We start from the raw sequence: 22,893 nt of genomic DNA, 5'->3' as shown, positions 1-22,893 counted from the left end.
GGCGAGGGTAGGGTGGCTGGCGTGAGCGCGGCATCCATCCCCACCCCGTATGAAGACCTCCTCCGCGACGTGCTCGCCGACGGCGTGCACAAGGACGATCGCACCGGCACCGGCACGACGAGCGTGTTCGGACGCCAGATCCGTTTCGACCTGTCGCAGGGCTTCCCGTTGATCACGACCAAGCGCGTGCACATGAAATCGATCGCCTACGAACTGCTCTGGTTCCTGCGCGGCGAGTCGAACGTCTCGTGGCTGCAGGAGCACGGTGTGAGCATCTGGGACGAATGGGCGGATGCCGAGGGCGAGCTCGGACCGGTCTATGGTGTGCAGTGGCGCTCGTGGCCGACGCCGTCGGGCGGACAGATCGACCAGATCTCCCAGGTCATCGATCAGATCCGCACCAGCCCCGACTCGCGTCGCCTCATCGTGTCGGCGTGGAATCCGGCCGACATTCCGCAGATGGCGCTCGCTCCCTGCCACGCCTTGTTCCAGTTCTATGTCGCCGACGGCAAGCTGTCGTGCCAGCTGTATCAGCGCAGCGCCGACATGTTTCTCGGCGTGCCGTTCAACATCGCTTCGTACTCGTTGCTGACGATGATGATCGCCCAGCAGACGGGGCTCGAGCCCGGCGATTTCGTGTGGACCGGTGGCGACTGCCACATCTATGACAACCACCTCGAGCAGGTCCGCGAGCAGCTCACGCGGGAGCCGTATCCGTATCCCCGCCTCGCGTTCGCTCGGACGCCCGAGTCGATCTTCGACTACACGTACGAGGACATCCTCGTTGAGGACTATCAGCACCACCCCACGATCCGAGCCGCGGTCGCGGTATGACCCGACTCGGGCTGATCTGGGCCGAGGCGCGCGGTGGCGTCATCGGCAAGGACGGCGGCATGCCGTGGCACGTGCCGGAAGACCTCGCCCATTTCCGCGCCGCGACGATGGGGGATCCGGTCATCATGGGGCGGCGGACGTGGGAGTCCTTCCCGCCCCGGTTCCGACCCCTCCCGGGTCGCCGGAACATCGTCGTCACGCGCAATGACTCCTGGCAGGGTGACGGCGCGGAGCGGGCCGTCTCGCTCGATCAGGCGCTGAAGCTCGTTGACGGCGAGGAATCAGCCTGGGTCATCGGGGGAGCGGGGCTGTTCGCGGAGGTGATCGCGCGCGCCGACGTGCTGGAGGTCACCGAGCTCGATCTCGAGGTCGACGGTGACACGTTCGCCCCCGAGCGGCACGGCTGGAGCGTGGCGCGGGTGGAACCGGCGGACGGATGGTCGGTCTCGCGCACAGGCATCCCCTACCGGTTCCTGACGCTGATCCGACCCTGATCGGTTCGCACAGCGAGCCGCAGCGACCAGCCGCAACGACAAGAGGGAGCGCGCGATGAGCAGGACAGCGTTGGTGACGGGTGCCAGCTCGGGCCTCGGCGCGGAGTTCGCCCGTCAGCTTGCGGCCCGCGGAGCCGACCTCGTCCTGGTCGCCCGTGACCGCGCCGCACTCCGGGACATCTCCGAGCGCCTGCGTGCCGACTACCGTGTTCAGGTCGAGGTGCTGGCCGCGGATCTCGTCGCCGATGACGGTCTCGCGTCGGTCGTCGCTCGCGTCGCCGACCGCCAGCGGCCGATCGGCATCCTGGTCAACAACGCCGGATTCGGACTCGATCTCGACTTCGCGGCGGGCGACATCACCGACGAGCAGCGTCATCTCGATCTGCACGTGCGGGCGACGATGCACCTGACGCACGCTGCGCTGGGCGCCATGCTCGAGCGGGGACACGGGCGCATCGTCAACGTCGCCTCGGTCGCCGGATTCATGCCCCGCGGAACGTACGGCGCGGTCAAGGCGTGGGTGATCTCCTTCAGCCGGTGGGCCAACGCGGTCTACGCACCGCGCGGCGTCACCGTGACGGCGCTCTGCCCCGGCTTCACGCACACGAATTTTCACGAGCGCCTGGGGCTGCCGCCGGGGCGGGAGGGTATTCCGTCGGTGATGTGGCTCGACGCCGCGGACGTCGTCCGCGAAGGGCTGCGCGACGCCGCTCGGGGTAAGGCCGTCTCTATCCCCTCGGTGCGCTACAAGCTGCTCGTGGCGGCGATGCGCCTGCTGCCGAGCCCCCTGGCTGCGCGTCTGGCCCGCACCGGACGGTGACGGGTCGGGGATGACGCGCTCGTGGTCTGCTCCGACGGGGTCGCCGCGAGCCGGTAGCCTGGAGGCATGACGCACTCGGGCAATCCCTTCGGACAGGTCCTCGTCGCGCTCGTCACTCCGATGACGGCCGACGGTGAAGTCGACTGGCCCGCCGTCGAGAAGCACATCGACGACGTCATCACCGCCGGAGCCGACGGCATCGTCGTCACCGGCACCACCGGCGAGACGAGCACCCTCACCGATCCTGAGAAGCTGAAGCTCGTCGAGGTCGGAAAGTCCGTCTCCAGCGGCCGGGCGAAGATCATCACCGGCGGCGGTTCGAACGAGACCGCGCACGCGATCGAGCTCTACAAGGCCAGCGAGAAGGCCGGCGCCGACGGCATCATGATCGTCACGCCGTACTACAACAAGCCGACCCAGGCCGGCATCCTGACGCACTTCCGCCTCGTCGCCGATGCGACCGACCTCCCGGTCATCCTCTACGACATCCCCGGTCGCACCGGCGTGCCGATCAAGTACGAGACCATCCTGCGGCTGGCCAACCACCCGAACATCCTCGCCGTGAAGGACGCCAAGGGCGACTTCAGCGAGGTCAGCCGGGTGCTCAACCAGACCGATCTCATGTACTTCTCCGGCGACGATGCGAACGTCCTGCCGCACCTGTCCATCGGCGCGTCGGGTCTCATCGGCGTCACCGCCAACATCACCGCGACGCCCTACCGTGTCATCGTGGATGCCGTCAACCGCGGCGACCTGGCCACCGCCACCGCCGCGCACCAGCAGCTCGAACCGCTCGTCCGCGCCGTCATGACCCATGTGCCCGGCACGGTGAGCGCGAAGTACATCCTGCACGGCCTGGGCCGCATCTCCAGCCCGCGCGTGCGCCTGCCGCTCGTCGGCCCCGAAGAGTGGGAGGCCGCCCTCATCGAGGACGAGCTCGTACTCGTCAAGGGCGTCGACGGAGCCGACTTCTCCAACTTCCGACCCGACCGCAACGCCGCCGCCGGCGGCGCGCTCCCCAAGGTCCACGGCACCACCCGCTGAGCGACCGCGATACCGGTGGATGCCGCGGCATCCACGAAAGGCAGACGATGCCCACGACGTTCTCCGAGCCCCCCGCGCTCGCCCCGCAGACCCTTCGCGTCATCCCGCTCGGCGGGCTGGGCGAGATCGGTCGCAACATGACGGTCTTCGAATACGAGGGCAAGCTCCTCGTCGTCGACTGCGGTGTGCTCTTCCCCGAGGAGCACCAGCCCGGTGTCGACCTCATCCTCCCCGACTTCGAGCCGATCAAGGACCGGCTCGACGACGTCGTGGGCGTCGTGCTCACGCACGGCCACGAGGACCACATCGGCGCGGTGCCCTACCTGCTGCGGTTGAAGAGCGACATTCCCCTCATCGGTTCGAAGCTCACCCTCGCGCTCGTCGAAGCGAAGCTCAAGGAGCACCGCATCAAGGCCTACACGCTGACCGTGCAGGAGGGGCAGGAGGAGCAGGTCGGTCCGTTCGACCTCGAGTTCGTCGCCGTCAACCACTCGATCCCCGACGCGCTCGCTGTCGCGATCCACACCGACGCCGGTACGGTGCTGGCCACCGGCGACTTCAAGATGGACCAGCTGCCCCTGGACGGCCGCCTCACGGACCTCCGCGCGTTCGCGAGTCTCGGCGAGGACGGCGTGGATCTCTTCCTGGTCGACTCCACGAACGCCGACGTGCCCGGCTTCACCCCCCTCGAGCGCGACATCGGTCCGGTGCTGGACCAGGTGATCGCCAAGGCTCCCCGGCGCGTCATCGTGGCGAGCTTCTCCAGCCACGTCCACCGCGTCCAGCAGGTGATCGACGCGGCCGCGGCGAACGGGCGCCGTCTCGCGTTCCTCGGGCGCTCGATGGTGCGCAACATGACGATCGCCGAGGATCTCGGCTATCTGCGCGTTCCCGACGGCGTGCTGATCGACTACAAGAAGGCGCAGGATCTTCCCGACGACAAGATCGTCTACATGTCGACCGGGTCGCAGGGCGAGCCGATGGCCGTGCTCAGCCGCATGGCGAACCTGGACCACGCGATCGAGCCCGGTCCGGGTGACACCGTCATCCTCGCGTCGAGCCTGATTCCGGGCAATGAGAACGCGGTCTACCGCGTGATCGACGGCCTCACCAAGCTCGGTGCCAACGTCGTGCACAAGGGCAACGCCAAGGTGCACGTGTCGGGTCACGCGGCGGCGGGCGAGCTGCTGTACTGCTACAACATCCTGCAGCCGCGCAACGTCATGCCGGTGCACGGCGAGTACCGCCACCTCATCGCGAACGCGAAGCTCGCGCAGGACACCGGCATCCCCGCGGAGAACACGATCATCGCCGAGAACGGCACCGTCGTCGACCTCAAGGACGGCGTCGCCCGCGTTGTCGGCCAGCTCGATCTCGGCTTCGTCTACGTCGACGGATCGACCGTGGGCGAGATCACCGATGCCGACCTCAAGGATCGCCGCATCCTCGGCGAGGAGGGCTTCATCTCGGTGATCGTCGTCGTCGACGCCGCGACGGGACGGATCATCACCGGCCCCGAGATCCACGCGCGTGGTTTCGCGGAGGACGACAAGGTGTTCGACGACGTCAAGCCGAAGATCGCTGCCGCCCTCACCGAGGCGGCGCAGTCGGGTGTGCGTGACACGCACGCGCTGTCGCAGGTGGTCCGACGCACGATCGGACGCTGGGTCAATCAGCGGCTGCGTCGCCGGCCCATGATCGTCCCCCTCGTCATCGAAGCCTGACCGGTCGCGGCGGAGCGCTACCATCGGCTCCATGCCCGTCAGCTTTCGCGTGCGCCCCGCGACACAGGCCGATGGGGCGTTCCTGGGCGACATGGTCGTCGAAGCGGCGAACTGGCGGCAGGGGGGCGTGCGCCCGCGGCACGAGGTGCTGACGCATCCCGACCACAACCGCTACATTTCGGGGTGGATGCGTCCCGGCGACGCCGGCTTCGTCGCGGTCGACGCGCAGGACAGCCCGGTCGGTGCGGCGTGGTACCGGATGCTGCCGCGCAGCGACCCCGGCTTCGGCTACATCGGCACGGGCGTGCCGGAGCTCATCATCGGTGTGAGGCCCCTCTGGCGCGCGCACGGCGTTGGGCGCGCACTCCTTCAGCGACTGTGCGAGCATGCGCGAGCCGAGGGTTACGGTCGCATCAGCCTGTCGGTCGAACGCGGCAACTACGCCCAGACGCTGTACCGCAGCGAGGGCTTCGCGCTCACCCAGGCCGGTCACGGTCGCGACACCATGGTCAAGCGACTGCGCTGACGCGCCGGCGCAGCGGATGCCGAGCCCGGCTCGGGCCGCGTCAATCCGCGGATCCGGGGGCCCCTGCGCCTACCGTGGAGTAATGGCACGATCCACGAGCACGCCCACGAACGCCCGCGCGTCCGCGAAGGGCTCCTCGAGCCGTGCCCGCAAGCCCGCCCCGGCCCCCGCGAAGTACGTCGATGATCTCGAGCGTCCGCCGGTCGCCGTCCGTGCCTGGCTCGGCTTGGCCCACGCCGTCGGGGGGATGTTCCGCGCGTTCGGCCTGGAGACCCTCGAGAAGGACCAGCGCCGCGACGGCTTTCCGTTCCTGTTGGTAGTGCTGGCCGCACTCGGTGCCGTCAACGAGTGGTTCTTCATCGGCAACGACGCGGCGACGCAGATCAGCGCCTACACCGTGGGGTTGTTCGTCGGTCGCGTCGCTTTCATCATGCCGGTGCTGCTGCTCCTGATGGCGGGCTGGCTGTTCCGCCACCCGCCGTCCATCCACGACAACGGACGCATCGGCATCGGGTTCGGGCTGTTCGTGCTGTCGATCGCGGGCTTCTGCCACGTGGCGGGTGGTCGCCCGCAGCCGCCGCAGGGCATGCCGGCGCTGAGCGCCGCGGGAGGGCTGTTCGGGTGGACGATCGGCGAGCCGCTGTCGCTGCTGACGACGATCGGCGCCTACGTGCTGCTGGGCGCGCTGACGCTGTTGAGCATCCTCATCCTCACCAAGACCCCGCCCAACCGCATCGGGCGGCGTCTGGGTGACCTGTACGCCTGGATGTTCGGTGCCGAGCGTCCCGACGCGCCGTCGACGGACACGCCGACGGTCGCCTTCAGCGAGGCGACGGATGCCGCGGACAAGGAGTTGCCGTGGTGGCGCCGCAACAAGTCCGGACGTGAGGAGGACGTCGACGGCCACCTCGGCTCCGACGACCTGACGGCGCTGTTGGACACCAGCGGCGACGGCGGCTTCGAGCAGGCCGTCGCGATGCCGGCCGCTGTTCCGCCGGTCCCGCCACTGCCGGACGCGCCGACCGAGATCATCGATCCGGCCGTGATCGCGCACGCCAAGAAGGCCGCGCGTCGCGCCGACACCGGCATCCGCGAGGACAGCGGCGAGATCATCCTCGACGACGGCATCCTCCCGGGCATCTCCGCCCTGGGCGACGACCACGACGGTCAGCCGCCGCAGGCGCCGTATCGCCTTCCGTCCGTGGCCGCGCTGGCGCAGGGCGACCCGCCGAAGGCGCGCTCGGAGGCGAACGACCGTGTGGTCGCCGCCATCATGGGCGTCTTCGAGCAGTTCGGCGTCGACGCGCGGGTGACGGGGTTCTCGCGCGGCCCGACAGTGACGCAGTACGAGATCTCGCTCGGCCCCGGCGTGAAGGTCGAGCGCATCACCGCGCTCACGAACAACATCGCCTATGCGGTCGCCTCCAACGAGGTGCGCATCCTCGCGCCGATCCCCGGCAAGAGCGCGATCGGTGTCGAGATCCCCAACACCGACCGCGAGATCGTCACGCTCGGCGATGTGCTGCGCTCCCCGGCATCGACCGGCCAGAGACACCCCATGACGATCGGCGTCGGCAAGGACGTCGGCGGCGGCTATGTCGTCGCGAACCTGGCGAAGATGCCCCACCTGCTGGTCGCCGGATCGACCGGCTCGGGAAAGTCGAGCTTCGTCAACTCGATGATCACGAGCCTGCTCATGCGTGCCAAGCCCTCCGAGGTGCGGATGGTGCTCATCGACCCGAAGCGGGTGGAGCTCACAAGCTACGCCGGGGTGCCGCACCTCATCACGCCCATCATCACGAACCCCAAGAAGGCCGCCGAGGCGCTGCAGTGGGTCGTGAAGGAGATGGACATGCGCTACGACGACCTCGCGTCGTTCGGCTTCCGTCACATCGACGACTTCAACCGCGCCGTGGTGGCGGGAGAGATCAACCTGCCCGTCGGCAGCGAGCGGGTGCTCAAGCCCTACCCCTACCTGCTGGTCGTCGTCGACGAGCTCGCCGACCTCATGATGGTCGCCCCGCGCGATGTCGAGGACTCGATCGTGCGCATCACGCAGCTCGCGCGCGCGAGCGGCATCCACCTCGTCCTCGCGACGCAGCGGCCCTCCGTCGACGTCGTGACCGGTCTCATCAAGGCGAACGTGCCGTCCCGCCTCGCGTTCGCGGTGACCAGCGTCACCGACTCGCGCGTCATCCTCGACCAGCCCGGTGCCGACCGCCTCATCGGCCAGGGCGACGGACTTTTCCTGCCGATGGGGGCGTCGAAGGCGATCCGCGTGCAGGGCGCGTGGGTCGCCGAGAGTGAGATCGAGAAGGTGGTCACGCACGTCAAGAACCAGGCGCGGCCCGACTATCGCGCCGACGTTCAGGCCGTCGCCGAGAAGAAGGAGATCGACGCCGACATCGGTGACGACCTCGAACTGCTCCTCGCCGCCGCCGAGCAGATCATCTCCACACAGTTCGGCTCGACGTCGATGCTGCAGCGCAAGCTCCGCGTCGGGTTCGCCAAGGCCGGGCGCCTGATGGACCTGCTGGAGTCGCGCGAGATCGTCGGCCCGTCCGAGGGCTCGAAGGCCCGCGACGTGCTCGTGACGCCCGATCAGCTGCCCGAGGTGCTCGCGCGCCTGCGCGGCGACGACCCGCCGGCCGCGCCGGTGAGCGACCCCTACGGGCCGGATGCGGTGAGCGCCCAGTTCGACGGGCTGGCGGTGGTCGATGGCGACGACGGATCCGAAGACGCCTGGAGCCTCACCGGCCGAGACTGAGCTGACGCGCGGCGGTGCAGCGCACGGGCCGCGAGTAGGCTCGCCTCGTGGCGATTCCCCGGCAGCTCCCCAACGCGATCACGATCGTCCGCATCCTGTGCGCGCCGGTCTTCCTCTGGATGCTCCTGGCCGATCAGGGTGGGGATGGTCCGCTGCGGTGGGGTGCCGGTGTGCTCTTCATCGTCGCCATCGCGACAGACGGCATCGACGGCTATCTCGCCCGCAAGTACGAGATCGTCACCGACCTCGGCAAGCTCCTCGACCCGATCGCCGACAAGGCGCTGACCGGCTGTGCCTTCGTCGGCCTGTCCATCCTGGGTGAGCTTCCCTGGGCGGTCACGATTCTGGTCCTCATCCGCGAGATCGGCATCACGGTGCATCGCCTGGTCGTCGCGAGCAGCCACGTCGTCGCGGCGGCCTGGATGGGCAAGCTGAAGACCGTCGCGCAGGCGGTCGCGCTGTCGCTCGCGCTGCTGCCGCTGTGGAACGTGGTGGGGGAGGGCATCCATGTCGTGAACACCGTGACGATGTGGATCGCCGTCCTCCTCACGGTTGCCAGCGGCCTCGACTACGTGGTCACCGAGATCCGAGGGGCACGGGCTGCCCGCGGCGGTGCCGGCACCGGGACCCGTCGATGAGCCCCTCGTCCCGGCGCGGCGGTGCGCACGACGAACACCAGGATGCCGAGGGTGACGATCTCGAGAGCACCCTCGTCTCCGCGGGACGCCGGAGCGACCCGGAACGCCTCGTCGCCCGACTCGCCGACCTCGGCTGGAGCATCGCGGCGGCCGAGTCGTTGACCGGGGGACTGCTCGCCGCCTCCATCGTCTCCATATCGGGGGCCTCGCGCGTCTTCCGCGGCGGCATCGTCGCCTACGCGACGGACGTGAAGGCGAGCCTGCTGGGCGTCGAGCAGCATCTGCTCGACGCGCACGGACCGGTCCATCCCCGGGTCGCCAGCCAGATGGCGGAGGGGGTGCGCCGTGCGCTCGGACACGGCGGCGTGCCCGTCGATGTCGGCGTGGCGACCACCGGCATCGCCGGTCCGCTGTCGCCGGACGGGCAGCCGGTCGGCACGGTTCACATCGCCGTCGCCACGCCGCTGGGCTCGCGGGTCGAGTCCGTGCTGATCGACGGCGATCGCGCCGCCATCCGCGCCGAGACGGCAGCCCGCGCCATCCGGCTGGTGCTGGACGCGCTCTGAGTCCTCAGATGACCGGGGGAATACCGCTCGTGTCGACGCCGTTACAGGACAGCGATTCCCATTCATTACCCAGCACGAGGGGGCTATCGTGGCCAGCACGTGGGGTACTGTTATCCACCCGGGCACCGAAACCCGGTGGGAATCTCGAGTAGAGGAGGGGGCCCGAACATGATCCTGGTTCGTCAGGAGATCGGCGAAGTGCTTCGCGACTTCCGCCTGCAGAAGGGGCGTACCCTCCGCCAGGTCGCCGGCCGTGCGAGTGTCGCCCTCGGATATCTCAGCGAGGTCGAGCGCGGTCAGAAGGAGGCCTCGAGCGAGATCCTCGCCGCGGTCGCCGAGGCGCTGGACGTCCCGATCTCGACCATCATGCGCGAGGTCGGAGACCGTCTGTCGGTGCTGGAGGGCCTGCAGGTCTTCCCCGACGTGGTTCCCGACGACCTCGCCGGGCTCGAGGACGGCCTCGTCCAGCCCGAACTGTCGCTGCGCTGACGTGCGGCGAAGCGAGTTCACGCGAGCTGTCGAGGACGAGTTCGGCAATCGCGCAGCGATGTTGGTCGCCGACCTCGCCCTTCCCGGCGTCGGCCATCGCACCGCCGCCGAAGCCCTCGCCGACGGCGTCGAGCCGCGCGAGATCTGGTTTGCTCTGTGCGACGAGACCGACGTGCCCGCCTCGCGCCGTCACGGCGTCGGCCTGATGGAGCCGCGTCGGCGCTGATCGACCGATGCCTGCGCGGCGTGTCGCGTGATCGAAACTCTGTTCGAGGGGCATAGGCTCCTACACATGAGGTGAACCGGGACGTTTGTCCACATTCGAGGCCCGTCGCCGACCGATGTCGGAGGCCGTCTCTAGCGTGGACATCGTCATCACGACACCTCCGCCTTGTCGCAGCATCCTTCCCGCCGGGAGGGGGCGTGACAGCCTACAGGCGACGGAATCCCGAGGCCGGCAGCGCCGTCCACGGCAGAGCACAAGGAGCACGTCATGCCCTCACCCGCTGACCGCGAGAAGGCCCTCGAGTCGGCCCTCGCCCAGATCGACCGGCAGTTCGGAAAGGGCTCGGTCATGCGACTGGGCAGCGACGACCGCGCCCCCGTCGAGGTCATCCCCACCGGTTCGATCGCCCTCGATGTCGCTCTCGGCGTGGGTGGTCTTCCCCGCGGGCGCATCATCGAGATCTATGGTCCCGAGTCCTCGGGTAAGACGACGCTCACGCTCCATGCGATCGCCAATGTGCAGCGCGCGGGCGGCATCGCCGCCTTCATCGACGCCGAGCACGCGCTCGACCCCGACTATGCGCAGAAGCTCGGTGTCGACATCGACCAGCTGCTCGTGTCGCAGCCCGACACGGGGGAGCAGGCGCTGGAGATCGCCGACATGCTGGTGCGTTCGGGAGCCATCGACCTCGTCGTCATCGACTCGGTCGCCGCGCTCGTGCCCAAGGCCGAGATCGAAGGCGAGATGGGTGACTCCCACGTCGGCCTGCAGGCTCGCCTCATGTCCCAGGCGCTGCGAAAGCTCACCGGTGGCCTCAACCAGACCAACACGACGATGATCTTCATCAACCAGCTGCGCGAGAAGATCGGCGTGTTCTTCGGCTCTCCCGAAACCACCGCCGGCGGGAAGGCGCTCAAGTTCTACGCCTCGGTGCGTCTGGACATCCGTCGCATCGAGACGCTGAAGGACGGCACCGACGCGGTCGGCAACCGTACGCGCGTCAAGGTCGTCAAGAACAAGATGGCGCCGCCGTTCAAGCAGGCCGAGTTCGACATCCTCTACGGCACCGGCATCTCCCGCGAGGGCTCGCTCATCGACTTCGGCGTGGAGCACGCCTTGGTGAAGAAGTCCGGCGCCTGGTACACCTACGACGGTGAGCAGCTCGGTCAGGGCAAGGAGAACGCCCGTAACTTCCTGCTGAAGAACCCCGACATCGCGGCCGAGATCGAGACCAAGATCAAGCAGAAGCTGGGCATCGGCCAGCCTCGCGTCGCGGCTGAGACGGCCCCCGCCGACGACCTGGCTGCACGCCGCCCGGCCTGATGACAACCTCGCGACACGGGGGCGAGTCCGAGCGCCTCGCTCCCGTGATCCCGTTGTTCGGGGAGGCGGATGCCGCTGTCACCGCACCCGCGGTGAGCGAGGTAGACGCTGACATCGCCGCGGCGTGGCATCCGACCTGGACCGATGACCGTGCCGAGACGACCTGGGACGACGAGACCGCCGCCGTGCTCGCCGACGCAGAGGCCGCGTTGATGAAGCGGCTGCGCACGCGCTCGCTGTCCGAACGCGAGGCATCGACGTTTCTGCGGGAGAGAGAGCTCGTCGACGGAGCGATCGAGGAGGTGCTCGACCGCCTGCGCGGTCTCGGCTACCTCGACGATGCCGCGCTGGCGGAGCAACTCGTCCACAGCGGGGTCGAGCGCAAGGGACAGGGTCGCGCGCTGCTCGCGCAGTCGCTGGCCAAGCGGGGGATCCCGCGCGACGTGATCGACGCCGCGCTCGACGAGCTCCCCGACGACGAGGCCGATCGCGCCCTGGAGTTCGCTCGGCAGAAGGCTCGGACGATGCGAGATCTCGACCGCGATACGGCGCTTCGGCGCCTATCCGGACAACTGGCGCGGCGCGGCTACGGGTCCACGGCGCTGTCCGCCGCGCGTCAGGCGCTCGATGAGCTCGGACGGCCGGTGCGCCGCGCACCGGCCGGGGCCGTTCGCTTCGAGGAGGAGCCCGCGACCGGGGCGTTTCCGCGGGGGTGACGTGCTCAGGCCGATGGGGGCCGTTCCCAGACGTAGGTGATGGCGAGTCGGCCGGTCACGGGGTCGACCTCCGTGCGCGCGTCGACCTCGTACACGTCGGCGATGAGCGCGGTCGTCAACACCTCGATGGGCGTCCCCGCGGCAACCACCGCGCCGCGGCGCAGCACGACCACCTCGTCGCAGAACGTCGCGGCGAGATTGAGATCATGCAGGGCCACCACCGTCGTGACCGGGAGGGCGCTGACGAGCGCCAGAAGCTCCAGCTGGTGGCGGATGTCGAGATGGTTGGTCGGCTCGTCGAGCAGCAGCTCCCGCGGTTGCTGGGCGAGCGCACGCGCGATCTGCGCCCGCTGGCGCTCCCCGCCCGACAGCGTGTGCCAGCCATGCTCGGCCTTCTCGGTCAGCAGCACCTGAGCGAGTGCGGACTCGACCGCCTCCGCGTCGGCCGCGGTGTCGCCGCCGAACACCGACCGGTGCGGCGTGCGACCGAGCCGGACGACGTCGCGGACGGTCAGGTCGACGTCCGTGTCGGCCTGCTGTGCCACTGTCGCCACGGCGCGGGCGACGTCCCGCCGCCGCAGGCCGGTCAGATCGTCGTCGTCGAGACGGACGATCCCGCTGTCCGGGCGTGACACACCCTGGAGCAGGCGCAGGAGCGAGGACTTGCCCGAGCCGTTAGGGCCGAGGAGGCCGACGGTCGATCCGGGCCGCGGGTGCAGCGAGACCCCGTCCACGACGAGCGCGCCGCCACGGTGCCACGACACCCGGTCGGCAGACAGCGTCATGCGCGCACCTTCTTCCGTCGCACGAGCAGGGCCACGAACACCGGGACGCCCACCAGTGCCGTCCCGACGCCGACGGGCAGAGGAGACGGTGCGAACACCGTGCGCGATGCGGCATCCACCCACACCATGAACAGGGCTCCGAGGACGATCGTCGTGGGGACCACACGCGCATGCCGGGGGCCGACGAGCAGCCGCGCGGCGTGGGGGAGGACGAGGCCGACGAAACCGATCGCGCCGGCAATGCTCACCAGCGTCGCAGTCATCAGCGCGGTGAGGATGAACAGCAGCGTCCGCACGCGCGACACGTGGATGCCGAGAGACGCCGCGACATCGTCACCGAACGCGAACGCGTCCAGTGTCGGCGCGGAGGCAGCGACCGCCAGGGCTCCGACCGTGACCACGACGATGGCGAGCAGCACGTGGTTCCATCTCATCCCCTCGAGGGAGCCGAGGAGCCAGAACATCACGCCGCGCGTGGCATCGGAGTCGGCGAAGGCGAACACGATCAGCGAGGTCACCGCAGAGAAGAAGTGCGTACCGGCCACGCCCGCAAGGATCACGCCCGACGTTCCCGCCGCTGCGGCGCGCGCGAGCACCAGCACGAGCGCGAATGCGACGAGGGCGCCGATGAATGCACCCGCGGACAGCCCCAGCGCACCGGAGCCGAGGCCGAGCACCGCGACCAGAACCGCTCCGGTGGACGCGCCGGACGAGACGCCGAGGATGAACGGGTCGGCGAGCGGGTTGCGCAGCAGCGCCTGCATCACGACGCCACACAGCCCCAGCCCGGCCCCGCAGGCGGCCGCGACGAGCGCCCGGGGCAGCCGGTCCTCCCAGACGATCGCGTTCGCCGCCGGTCGCACCGGGATGTTCGCCAGACCGAGGTTGTTGAGGATGATGTCGCGCACGCTCACGAGGGAGACGTCGGCCGCTCCAAGCGTCATGGCCGCCGCGATCGACGCGACGAGGGCGACGACACCGAGCGCGATCACCAGCGCGGCCGGCAGTCGAACGGTGCGCCGCGGCGTCAGGCCCGCGGTCATCCGCGGCCCTGCTGCGCGTCCCACCAGGCGCGGATCTTCTCGAGCCCGTCGACGAAGCGGATGGAGGGGTTGAGCTCCGCGCCGTGGAGGGCGATGATCGCGTTCGTCGAGACCGCCGGAATGGTGCGGGCGAGAGGATCGCCGGTGAGGAAGGCCATCTTGTCGTTCAAGCGGTCGCCGGGGAACCGGTCGCGCTGCAGGTCACCCACCACCAACACGCTGGGCTGAGCCTCGACGAGCGATTCCCAGCTGACGGCCGGCCAGTCCTCGACGCGGTCCGCGTAGACGTTGGTCATACCGGTCATCGACGCGAGCAGCTGGGTCGATCCGCGGCCGCCGCCGACGTACGGCGTCTTCGTGTCGGCGAACCAGAATGCGACGGTGCGACCGGACAGATCCATCCCCGCGATGGCGGCGGCGGCGCGGCGTTGGAGGCCTGCGATCAGGGCATCGCCGCGGCTGGGCACGTCGAAGATCTCCGCGAGCTCTCGGATCTCCTGGTAGAGGGTGTCGACGGTCAGCGCCGTCGAGCGTTGTCCGGTGCCGCCGTTGATGCTCTTGCCGTTGTCGCAGTCGGTCGGCGACAGGTAGGACGGGATGCCGCTCGAACTCAGGCGATCGCGGGTGACGACGCCACCGTCCTTGAAGTGGCGCCCGAACGACGCGGTCACGAAGTCGGGTTCGGCGCCCATCAGGACTTCGTACGTCGGTGCGTTGTCCGCGAGGCGCGGCACGCGCGCGTTCGCCTCCGCGAGGGAGGGCAGCACGGGATCGGTCCACGACGCCGTACCCACCATGCGCTCTTCCAGTCCCAGGGAGAGCAGGATCTCCGTCGAGTCCTGATCGAGCGAGACGGTGCGCTCGGGTGCGGCCGCGAAGGTGACCGCGACGCCGCAGTTCTCGATCGTCAGCGGGTACGCGGTGCGGCCCTCGCCCACCGCCCCCGTCGACACGGCCGGCAGCGGCTCCGAGGCACCGCAACCCGTGAGGGCGGTGAGGGTCGCGACCGCCGCGGCGGTGAGGGCGATCGTGCGCAGGGCGCGCGGAAGGTGGGCTGCCATGGGACTCCTTCGGTTCTCCGAGCCCCGTGGATGCGGGGTGACGCAGGAAAGGCTACCCTAACTCGGTGCGGGATCCCGTGCGAGATCCCGTGCGGGGCTCCGCGCGCCCGTCCCCGGCCCCGTTCCCGCGGCGGATCGTAGAATGAACGCATCATGACTTCTCCGTCCGCCACGCCCACGCTGATCGCGCCTTCGGTCGCCGCCGTCACCGCCGACGGCCGCACCCGCACCTACGAGGTGCGCACCTTCGGCTGCCAGATGAACGTCCACGATTCCGAGCGGCTGTCGGGCTCGCTGGAGAGCGCGGGATACGTCCGCGCCGAGGCCGGCGCCGAGGCCGATGTCGTCGTGATCAACACGTGCGCCGTGCGCGACAACGCGGCCGGCAAGCTCTACGGGACCCTGGGGCACTTGAAGAGTCGCAAGGACCGCCACGAGGGCATGCAGATCGCCGTCGGCGGATGCATGGCGCAGATGGACAAGGACGCCGTGCTCGACAAGGCTCCGTGGGTCGACGTCGTCTTCGGCACGCACAACATGGGCGCGCTCCCGAGCCTGCTCGAACGTGCGCGGCACAACGGCGAGGCCGAGCTCGAGATCCTCGAGGCGCTGGAGGTGTTCCCCTCTACCCTTCCGACCAAGCGCGACGCCGTGCACAGCGGATGGGTGTCCATCTCGGTCGGCTGCAACAACACGTGCACGTTCTGCATCGTGCCGAGCTTGCGCGGCAAGGAGAAGGACCGCCGCCCGGGCGACATCCTCAGCGAGATCCGGCTCCTCGTCGAGGACGGCGCCGTTGAGGTCACCCTCCTCGGCCAGAACGTCAACAGCTACGGCGTCGAGTTCGGCGACCGTCAGGCATTCGGCAAGCTGCTGCGCGCGGCGGGTCAGATCCCGGGCCTGGAGCGCATCCGCTTCACGAGCCCGCACCCGGCGGCCTTCACCGACGACGTCATCGACGCCATGGCCGAGACCCCGCAGGTGATGCCGCAGCTGCACATGCCGCTGCAGTCGGGGTCCGACCGCATCCTGCGCGCGATGCGGCGCTCGTACCGCAGCGACCGCTTCCTCGGCATCCTTGACCGCGTGCGTGAGCGCATCGCGCACGCGGCGATCTCGACCGACATCATCGTCGGCTTCCCGGGCGAGACCGAGGAGGACTTCGAGGCCACGATGCGCGTCGTAGAGCAGGCGCGTTTCGCGAGCGCCTTCACGTTCCAGTACTCGATCCGCGAGGGCACCCCGGCAGCCACCATGCCGGACCAGGTGCCCAAGGCCGTCGTCCAGGAGCGCTACGAGCGCCTGGTCGCCCTTCAGGAACGCATCAGCCTCGAGGAGAACCAGGCCCAGATCGGCCGCGAGCTGCAGGTGCTGGTCTCGACCGGCGAGGGCAAGAAGGATGCCGAGACCCGCCGCCTCACGGGGCGCGCCGAGGACAACCGTCTCGTGCACTTCGAGCTGCCCGAGGGCTCTGTCGTCCCGCGGCCCGGCGACGTCGTCACCGTGACGGTCACCCACGCCGCTCCCTTCCACCTGCTCGCCGACAGCACCGACGGCGCCCCGCTGCGCATCCGCCGCACCCGCGCCGGGGATGCGTGGGACCGTGCGCAGGCCGAGTCCTGCGGCGTTCCCGCGCCCGCGGGCGCGGAGGGCGGCGCGCCGCGCGCGGTGTCGCTGGGCCTTCCGACGCTGCGTCTGGGCTGATCCGCCGCGTGGCCTCCCGTCTCTGGGCCGTCGTCGGAGCGACGGGTACCGGCAAGACCGACCTGTCGCTACGCCTCGCCGAGGCGCTGATCGCCCGCGGGCGGTCGGCGGAGATCGTCAACGCCGACGCGATGCAGCTCTACCGCGGGATGGACATCGGTACCGCGAAGCTGCCGGTCGCCGAGCGCCGCGGCATCCCTCATCATCTCTTCGACGTGCTCGAGGTCACCGACGAGGCCGCCGTCGCGGCGTATCAGGATGCCGCGCGCACCGCGATCGGCGACATCTTCGACCGTGGTGGCGATGCCATCCTCGTCGGCGGCTCGGGGCTGTACGTGTCCAGCGTCGTCTACGACTTCCGTTTCCCGCCGCACGACGACGCGGTGCGCGAGCGGCTCGAACAAGACCTCGCGCAGGACGGCCCCGGCGCCCTGCTCGAACGCCTCCGCCTCCTGGATCCGACGACGGCCGAGCGCATCGACGCCCGCAACGGGCGTCGGATCGTCCGTGCGCTCGAGATCGCTCTGCAGGGCGACCGCGGACACGGCGCGGCACTGCCCGAGGAGCCGGTGCTGTGGCATGAGCCCACGACGCTCGTCGGCGTCGAGCTCGAGCGCACGCAGCTGGTCGCACGCCTCGACGAGCGCGTGGAGCGCATGTGGCGCGAGGGTCTCCTCGCCGAGGTCGAGGCGCTCCGCGCGCGGGGCCTCGAGCGCGGGGTCACGGCCAGCCGTGCCATCGGGTACGCCCAGGCCGTCGACCAGCTCACCGGACGCATCGACCAGGCCGACGCGATCGCACAGACCCAGGCGCTGACACGGCGCTACGCGCGGCGCCAGGTGTCGTGGTTCCGTCGGTACCCCGGCATTCACTGGGTCGCGCCCGACGCGGACGCCGCCGCGCTGGCAGACTCGATGGCGTGAGCGCCGTCGAGACCCGGAGCTTCGGGGGCTGACGGCGACCCGTCCGGGTGCGGACCGTAGACTGACCGGGTGGCAGAGCCGATCGCATTCACCAAGGGTCACGGCACCGGCAACGACTTCGTGATCGTCCCGGATGACGAGGGCGTCCTCGAGCTGTCGGACTCTCAGGTCGCCGCGCTCTGCGACCGCCGTTTCGGCATCGGCGGCGACGGCATCCTGCGCGTCGTCCGCAGCGCCCGCATACGCGAGGGCGAAGCGACGGCGGATGCCGAGTGGTTCATGGACTACCGCAACGCCGACGGATCGGCCGCCGAGATGTGCGGCAACGGCACGCGTGTCTTCGCGAAGTACCTCGTCGACACGGGTCGCGCCGACATCGACGCGGCACCGCTGCGCATCGGCACGCGCGCCGGCATCAAGACCCTGACGCGCAGCGACCTCGGGTTCGAGGTGGACCTCGGCGTCTTCGCCATCGACGGCGAGACCGTCGTCAAGGCGCGGGGACTCGACGTCGCCCGCCCCGGCCAAGGCGTCGACGTCGGCAACCCGCACGTCGTCGTGGCGCTCTCCAGCGCGGGCGAGCTCGAGGAGCTCGACCTCACGGTGCAGCCGTTGCTGCATCCGGAGCCGGTCGCCGGGGCGAACGTGGAGTTCGTGGTGCCGGCCGATCCGCTCGTCAAGAACGGCGTCGGCAGCATCCGCATGCGGGTCTTCGAGCGCGGGGTGGGTGAGACGCTCTCCTGCGGCACGGGTGTCGCAGCAGCGGCGCTCGCCGTCCGCCATTGGGCCGGACCCGCGGCGCCCGATCGTTGGAGTGTCGAGGTGCCCGGCGGCGTCCTCGGCGTTCGCATCGTCGCCGACGCCGACGGCGACCACGTGCTGCTGTCGGGTCCGGCGACCCTCGTCTACTCGGGCGAGGTGCGCCTGGCCTGACGCGCGGTCGATCGCGGGCGACTCAGGGCAGTTCGATCGCGCCGGTCGGCACGGCGCCGTGCCGGCGCACCTTCAGCACCCGGAAGCCGCGTCCGGTCGCCGCACGCGTCACCGAGTATCCGTCGTCGAATGTCGCCGCCAGCCACCGCTGCAGGGAGTCGGACCCGAGGTTGCGCTGCACGACCAGCCACGCGTCGCTGCGTTCGTCCAAGCGCGGCAGCCACGTCTCCAGCAGACCGTGAAGCTCGTTCTTGCCGACGCGGATGGGGGGATTGGACCGGATGCCGCGGAAGCGGACGTCGCCCGGAACATCCTCGGGACGCACCGCGTTGATGTTGGTGAGACCCCACTCCTGCGCGTTTCGTCGCACCAGGTCGAGAGCGCGGTCGTTCACGTCCACCGCCCACACCGTGGCGTGCGGCGACTGCACGGCGAGGCTGAGCGCGATCGGCCCCCAGCCGCAGCCGAGGTCGAGCAGGTGGCCGCCCGGAGGGGGCGGCGGAGTATTCGCGAGTAGCACCGCCGTCCCGCCGTCGACGTGGTCGGGGCTGAACACCCCGCCCGCGGTCGTGACCTCGCCGGTGCGCCCGCCGAGGGACACGCGGATGCGACGGAGGTTCTCGGCGCTGGACGGGGAGGCGCTGAAGTAGTGGTCACTCCCCATCCTGCGAGCGTACCGGAGCCACCGGCCTGTGCGGGAGGCTAGACTGCAAGGCTGACCTGGAAGGAATCCATGACCCACACCACCGAGACCACCGACGCGCACGGCGAGGACACGCCGCTCGATCCGGTGGATCGCGTGCTGGCACGTGCCGAGGGCCGCTCCAGCGCGAACGTCTTCGGTGCCGCCCAGGCGCTGCAGGATGCCGCGACCGTCGCCTATGGCGACACCGACGGCGATCAGTGGGACCGTGAGGAGCGCGCGGCGCTGCGCCGCGTGCCGGGTCTGTCCACGGAACTCGAAGACGTCACGGAGGTCGAGTACCGCCAGCTGCGGCTGGAGAACGTCGTGCTCGTCGGGGTGTACCCCCAGGGCTCGCAGGAAGACGCGGAGAACTCCCTGCGCGAGCTCGCCGCGCTCGCCGAGACCGCCGGCGCGGTCGTGCTCGACGGGGTGCTGCAGCGACGTCCGCACCCCGACCCGGCGACCTACATCGGCCGCGGCAAGGCGGCGGAGTTGCGCGACCTCGTCGCCGCGGTCGGCGCCGACACCGTCATCGCCGACACCGAGCTCGCTCCGAGCCAGCGTCGCGCGCTGGAGGACGTCGTCAAGGTCAAGGTCATCGACCGCACCACCGTCATCCTCGACATCTTCAGCCAGCACGCCAAGAGCCGCGAGGGCAAGGCGCAGGTCGAGCTCGCCCAGCTTGAGTACTTGCTTCCGCGACTGCGCGGATGGGGTGAATCGATGAGCCGTCAGGCCGGTGGCCAGGTCGGCGCCGGAGGCGCCGGCATGGGCTCACGCGGACCGGGCGAGACCAAGATCGAGCTCGACCGCCGGCGCATCCGCACGAAGATGGCGCAGCTGCGCAGGCAGCTGCGCGACTTCGCGCCCGCCCGCGAGGCCAAGCGCAGCGAACGCAAGCGCAACACGATCCCGTCCGTCGCGATCGCCGGCTACACCAACGCCGGCAAGTCGAGCCTGCTCAACCGGCTCACGAGCGCCGGCGTGCTCGTGGAGAACGCGCTGTTCGCGACGCTGGACGCGACGGTGCGCCGTGCCCAAGCGGCCGACGGGCGCGTCTACACCCTGACCGACACGGTCGGCTTCGTGCGGAACCTGCCGCACCAGCTCGTCGAGGCGTTCCGCTCCACGCTGGAAGAGGTGGGCGACGCCGACGTGCTGGTACACGTCGTGGACGGCTCCCATCCCGACCCCGCGGCGCAGCTCGCGACCGTACGCGATGTGATGGGCGACGTGGGTGCGCGCTCGACGCGCGAGATCGTCGTCTTCAACAAGGCGGACCTCGTCGACGACGACGCGCGGCTGGTGCTGCGCGGTCTCGAGCCGAGCGCGCTGTTCGTGTCGTCGCGGACGGGGGAGGGCATCGATCAGCTGCGCACCGTCATCGAGGACGCCCTGCCGCTGCCGGCGGTCGAGGTGCGCGCACTCGTGCCGTATGAGCGTGGAGACCTCATCAACGCGGTGCACGAGTCGGGGCACATCGTCTCGACGGCCCACGAGGAGGGCGGTACCGCCGTGCACGCGCACGTCTCGGAGCGGCTCGCGGCGGAGCTCGCGCCCTACGCGCTCTGACGCACGCCTAGCCTGCCGTCAGCTCTATCGCCGGCACGCCGGGCGTCGGAAAGCCGAACACCTGGCCGAGGAAAGCGAGCTCGCTCTCCAGCGCGTGCACGACTGCCTCAGCGCCGCGGAACCCGTGTCCCTCGCCCTCGTAGAGCACGTAGGCGTGCGGGATGCCGCGCGCGGCGAGAGCGTCGCGGATCGCTTCGGCCTGCGACGGAGGCACGACCGCGTCATCCGCACCCTGCAGCAGCAGCACGGGCACGCGGAACCCGTCGATATGCGTCAACGGGGAGCGCTCGATATAGAGCTCCTCGGCCTCCGGCAGGGGCCCGATGAGTCCGTCGAGATACCGTGACTCGAAATCGTGCGTATCGGCGGCCAGGGTTCGGGCGTCGCCGACGCCGTAGCGGGAGATGCCCGCGCGGAACACATCGGTGCGCGCGAGCGCCGCGAGCACCGTCCAGCCGCCTGCCGATCCGCCCTTGATCGCCAGGCGGCCGCCATCGGCGGCGCCGGTGGCGGCAAGGCCGGAGGCGGCTGCCGCGACGTCCGCCACGTCGACGACGCCCCATTGTCCGCGCAGACGCTCCCGGTACGCGCGGCCGTATCCGGTCGAGCCGCCGTAGTTCACCTCCAGTACTCCGATGCCGCGACTCGTGAAGAACAGCGTCTTCGCATCGGCGACGCCGCCCTCGTGGCCGGTCGGTCCGCCGTGCACCAGCACGAGATAGGGCGGGCGCTCTGCATCGGATGCCGCGACACGCGGATGGTGAGGGGGGTGCACGAATGCGTGCACCGTCCCCGTCGGACCCTCCACGGAGAACGGGCGCGTCTCGGGAAGCCACGCATCGAGATCCTCACCCGCGATCTCCGCACGGTGTCCGACGATGAGGTCGACGTGCACCGTCGCCCCCTCCGCATCGAACTCCACCAGCCAGATGCCGCTCACGCCCGGTGCCATGCCGGAGACCAGCGCCCGGCGGCCGACGACCGCCTCGACGGCGAGGGATGCGGTGGCGGGGATGTCGATCACGGTCTCGGTGCCCGCGGCATCCCGCCAGACGAGCTCATCCGAGCCGTTGGTGCGGACAGCGATCACCCCGCCGTCGGACGTCACACCGAACCAGCGGCTGCCGAGTGACCACAGCGGGCCCCCCGTGTCCGCATCGGCCGGGGCGAGAGGCGCCCGCGGCAGGTCGGCATCCAGGCGTAGGCTCCAGAGGTTCCACCGACCCGTCGCATCGTCCAGGTACAGCAGGTCGTCCTCGTCGGTCCATTCGGGCTGGAGCGCTGCCGTGCTGCCGTCGGTCACGTCGGTCCACTCGACCACGGCGCCGTCCTCGAGACGACCGATACGCAGGGTCGTGCGGTCCCACGGCATGTCGGGATGATTCCAGGCCACCCACGCGAGCCGGTCCCCGCGCGGGGACAGCGCGGGCTGAGCCACGAAATCGCTGCCCGCGACGAGGTCGTTTGCTCCCGCACCGTCGAGGTCGATGCGCACGATCGCTCGCTCGCGGCCGCCGCGCTCGCGGATGCCGAGCAGCATCCCGCCGGTCGCGCGAAGTCCGCCGTAGCGGACATCCGCATCGTCCGTCAGGGGACGAGGGTCCGAGCCGGGCTCCTGCACCCACACCTGCTGGTCGCGGCGTTCGACGAAGAACAGCCGACCGGCATCGTCGACCGCCCACGACCCGCCGCCGTACTCGTGGACGCCGGATCGGGCGTTCCACGGCGCCGGCAGGACGAGGTGCACCGTGCCGGTCGCATCGCGCCGGAACACGGCCGTGCGGCCGGCCTCTTCGGCCACCGACTGCGCCCACCACACCTCGTCGCCCACGAGCGCAGCGCCGTCGACCCGGGGAGAAGCCGAAGAAGCCCACGCGGCGGTGAACGGGGAGGGCCAGGATCCATAAGGGTGCACATCGACCATGGCTGCCACGCTACGCGTGTGCGACCTGCCACGTCGGCAGGCACGTGCCGTCACACGCGGGTGAGGGCACCGCCGTGGCTCTAAAGTGGGGCATCG

At 70.1% G+C, this 22,893-nt stretch carries 22 protein-coding genes; 17 read left to right on the top strand and 5 right to left on the bottom strand.

Annotation, left to right across the window (positions count from 1 at the left end; genetic code table 11):
• Positions 1-12: 12 nt before the first annotated feature.
• The 13 genes from HMPREF1529_RS00330 (at position 13) to HMPREF1529_RS00270 (ending at position 12,167) form a co-directional block, all read left to right on the top strand.
• Positions 13-834 (top strand): thymidylate synthase, encoded by an 822-nt coding sequence (locus tag HMPREF1529_RS00330; protein ID WP_016463255.1) that lies wholly within the window; start codon positions 13-15, stop codon positions 832-834.
• On the top strand, positions 831-1,328 hold the full coding sequence (locus HMPREF1529_RS00325; RefSeq protein ID WP_016463254.1) for a dihydrofolate reductase: 498 nt from the start codon (positions 831-833) through the stop codon (positions 1,326-1,328). The genes HMPREF1529_RS00330 and HMPREF1529_RS00325 overlap by 4 nt, the downstream gene beginning before the upstream one ends.
• Positions 1,329-1,383: 55 nt before the next feature.
• Positions 1,384-2,148 (top strand): SDR family NAD(P)-dependent oxidoreductase, encoded by a 765-nt coding sequence (locus HMPREF1529_RS00320; protein WP_016463253.1) that lies wholly within the window; start codon positions 1,384-1,386, stop codon positions 2,146-2,148.
• 66 nt (positions 2,149-2,214) lie between these two features.
• On the top strand, positions 2,215-3,192 hold the full coding sequence (dapA, locus tag HMPREF1529_RS00315; RefSeq protein ID WP_016463252.1) for a 4-hydroxy-tetrahydrodipicolinate synthase: 978 nt from the start codon (positions 2,215-2,217) through the stop codon (positions 3,190-3,192).
• Positions 3,193-3,239: 47 nt separating this feature from the next.
• Complete coding sequence (locus tag HMPREF1529_RS00310; RefSeq protein WP_016463251.1) at positions 3,240-4,916, top strand: ribonuclease J; 1,677 nt, start codon at positions 3,240-3,242, stop codon at positions 4,914-4,916.
• A 31-nt stretch (positions 4,917-4,947) separates the two neighbouring features.
• Positions 4,948-5,442: a GNAT family N-acetyltransferase gene (locus HMPREF1529_RS00305; protein WP_016463250.1), complete on the top strand. Its 495-nt coding sequence runs from the start codon at positions 4,948-4,950 to the stop codon at positions 5,440-5,442.
• An 82-nt stretch (positions 5,443-5,524) separates the two neighbouring features.
• Positions 5,525-8,209 carry an FtsK/SpoIIIE family DNA translocase gene (locus HMPREF1529_RS00300; RefSeq protein WP_016463249.1) on the top strand — a complete coding sequence of 895 codons (2,685 nt, stop codon included), beginning with the start codon at positions 5,525-5,527 and terminating at the stop codon, positions 8,207-8,209.
• A 47-nt stretch (positions 8,210-8,256) separates the two neighbouring features.
• Positions 8,257-8,847: a CDP-diacylglycerol--glycerol-3-phosphate 3-phosphatidyltransferase gene (pgsA, locus tag HMPREF1529_RS00295; RefSeq protein WP_005048848.1), complete on the top strand. Its 591-nt coding sequence runs from the start codon at positions 8,257-8,259 to the stop codon at positions 8,845-8,847.
• Positions 8,844-9,413 carry a CinA family protein gene (locus HMPREF1529_RS00290; RefSeq protein ID WP_016463248.1) on the top strand — a complete coding sequence of 190 codons (570 nt, stop codon included), beginning with the start codon at positions 8,844-8,846 and terminating at the stop codon, positions 9,411-9,413. Before pgsA ends, HMPREF1529_RS00290 begins: the two co-directional genes overlap by 4 nt.
• A 168-nt stretch (positions 9,414-9,581) precedes the next feature.
• The gene (locus tag HMPREF1529_RS00285; protein ID WP_005048854.1) at positions 9,582-9,902 is read left to right on the top strand and encodes a helix-turn-helix domain-containing protein; all 321 of its coding nucleotides are present in this window, start codon (positions 9,582-9,584) and stop codon (positions 9,900-9,902) included.
• A 1-nt stretch (position 9,903) separates the two neighbouring features.
• Positions 9,904-10,128: a DUF3046 domain-containing protein gene (locus HMPREF1529_RS00280; RefSeq protein WP_036282560.1), complete on the top strand. Its 225-nt coding sequence runs from the start codon at positions 9,904-9,906 to the stop codon at positions 10,126-10,128.
• A 267-nt stretch (positions 10,129-10,395) separates the two neighbouring features.
• The gene (recA, locus tag HMPREF1529_RS00275; protein WP_005048860.1) at positions 10,396-11,451 is read left to right on the top strand and encodes a recombinase RecA; all 1,056 of its coding nucleotides are present in this window, start codon (positions 10,396-10,398) and stop codon (positions 11,449-11,451) included.
• Positions 11,451-12,167 (top strand): regulatory protein RecX, encoded by a 717-nt coding sequence (locus HMPREF1529_RS00270; RefSeq protein ID WP_005048862.1) that lies wholly within the window; start codon positions 11,451-11,453, stop codon positions 12,165-12,167. The genes recA and HMPREF1529_RS00270 overlap by 1 nt, the downstream gene beginning before the upstream one ends.
• 5 nt (positions 12,168-12,172) lie before the next feature.
• On the opposite strand, the gene HMPREF1529_RS00265 is transcribed toward HMPREF1529_RS00270, so the two are convergent.
• The 3 genes from HMPREF1529_RS00265 to HMPREF1529_RS00255 are packed head-to-tail and all read right to left on the bottom strand — an operon-like array spanning position 12,173 to position 15,056.
• Entirely contained in the window at positions 12,173-12,952 is a 780-nt protein-coding gene (locus tag HMPREF1529_RS00265; protein WP_016463247.1) for an ABC transporter ATP-binding protein, read from the bottom strand.
• The gene (locus tag HMPREF1529_RS00260; protein ID WP_016463246.1) at positions 12,949-13,995 is read right to left on the bottom strand and encodes a FecCD family ABC transporter permease; all 1,047 of its coding nucleotides are present in this window, start codon (positions 13,993-13,995) and stop codon (positions 12,949-12,951) included. Before HMPREF1529_RS00260 ends, HMPREF1529_RS00265 begins: the two co-directional genes overlap by 4 nt.
• Complete coding sequence (locus HMPREF1529_RS00255; protein WP_016463245.1) at positions 13,992-15,056, bottom strand: ABC transporter substrate-binding protein; 1,065 nt, start codon at positions 15,054-15,056, stop codon at positions 13,992-13,994. Before HMPREF1529_RS00255 ends, HMPREF1529_RS00260 begins: the two co-directional genes overlap by 4 nt.
• 153 nt (positions 15,057-15,209) lie before the next feature.
• Here HMPREF1529_RS00255 and miaB point away from each other — a divergent pair, with 153 nt between their 5' ends.
• From miaB to dapF, 3 genes are all read left to right on the top strand, one after another.
• A complete protein-coding gene (miaB, locus tag HMPREF1529_RS00250) occupies positions 15,210-16,760 on the top strand; it encodes a tRNA (N6-isopentenyl adenosine(37)-C2)-methylthiotransferase MiaB (protein WP_016463244.1) in 1,551 nt (516 codons plus the stop codon).
• A gap of 8 nt (positions 16,761-16,768) precedes the next feature.
• Positions 16,769-17,683: a tRNA (adenosine(37)-N6)-dimethylallyltransferase MiaA gene (gene miaA / locus HMPREF1529_RS00245; protein ID WP_005048872.1), complete on the top strand. Its 915-nt coding sequence runs from the start codon at positions 16,769-16,771 to the stop codon at positions 17,681-17,683.
• A 69-nt stretch (positions 17,684-17,752) separates the two neighbouring features.
• Complete coding sequence (gene dapF / locus HMPREF1529_RS00240; protein ID WP_016463243.1) at positions 17,753-18,616, top strand: diaminopimelate epimerase; 864 nt, start codon at positions 17,753-17,755, stop codon at positions 18,614-18,616.
• A gap of 22 nt (positions 18,617-18,638) precedes the next feature.
• On the opposite strand, the gene HMPREF1529_RS00235 is transcribed toward dapF, so the two are convergent.
• Entirely contained in the window at positions 18,639-19,280 is a 642-nt protein-coding gene (locus tag HMPREF1529_RS00235) for a class I SAM-dependent methyltransferase (protein WP_005048876.1), read from the bottom strand.
• Between the two features lie 69 nt (positions 19,281-19,349).
• Between HMPREF1529_RS00235 and hflX the strand changes: the two genes are divergently transcribed.
• Positions 19,350-20,873 (top strand): GTPase HflX, encoded by a 1,524-nt coding sequence (hflX, locus tag HMPREF1529_RS00230; RefSeq protein WP_005048878.1) that lies wholly within the window; start codon positions 19,350-19,352, stop codon positions 20,871-20,873.
• Positions 20,874-20,880: 7 nt separating this feature from the next.
• On the opposite strand, the gene HMPREF1529_RS00225 is transcribed toward hflX, so the two are convergent.
• Positions 20,881-22,797: an alpha/beta hydrolase family protein gene (locus tag HMPREF1529_RS00225; protein WP_005048880.1), complete on the bottom strand. Its 1,917-nt coding sequence runs from the start codon at positions 22,795-22,797 to the stop codon at positions 20,881-20,883.
• Positions 22,798-22,893: the final 96 nt, after the last annotated feature.

Origin of the sequence: Microbacterium sp. oral taxon 186 str. F0373 (assembly GCF_000411455.1) — a bacterium.
In the GTDB taxonomy this organism is placed as follows: domain Bacteria; phylum Actinomycetota; class Actinomycetes; order Actinomycetales; family Microbacteriaceae; genus Microbacterium.
This window is presented reverse-complemented; position numbering and strand designations above follow the sequence as displayed.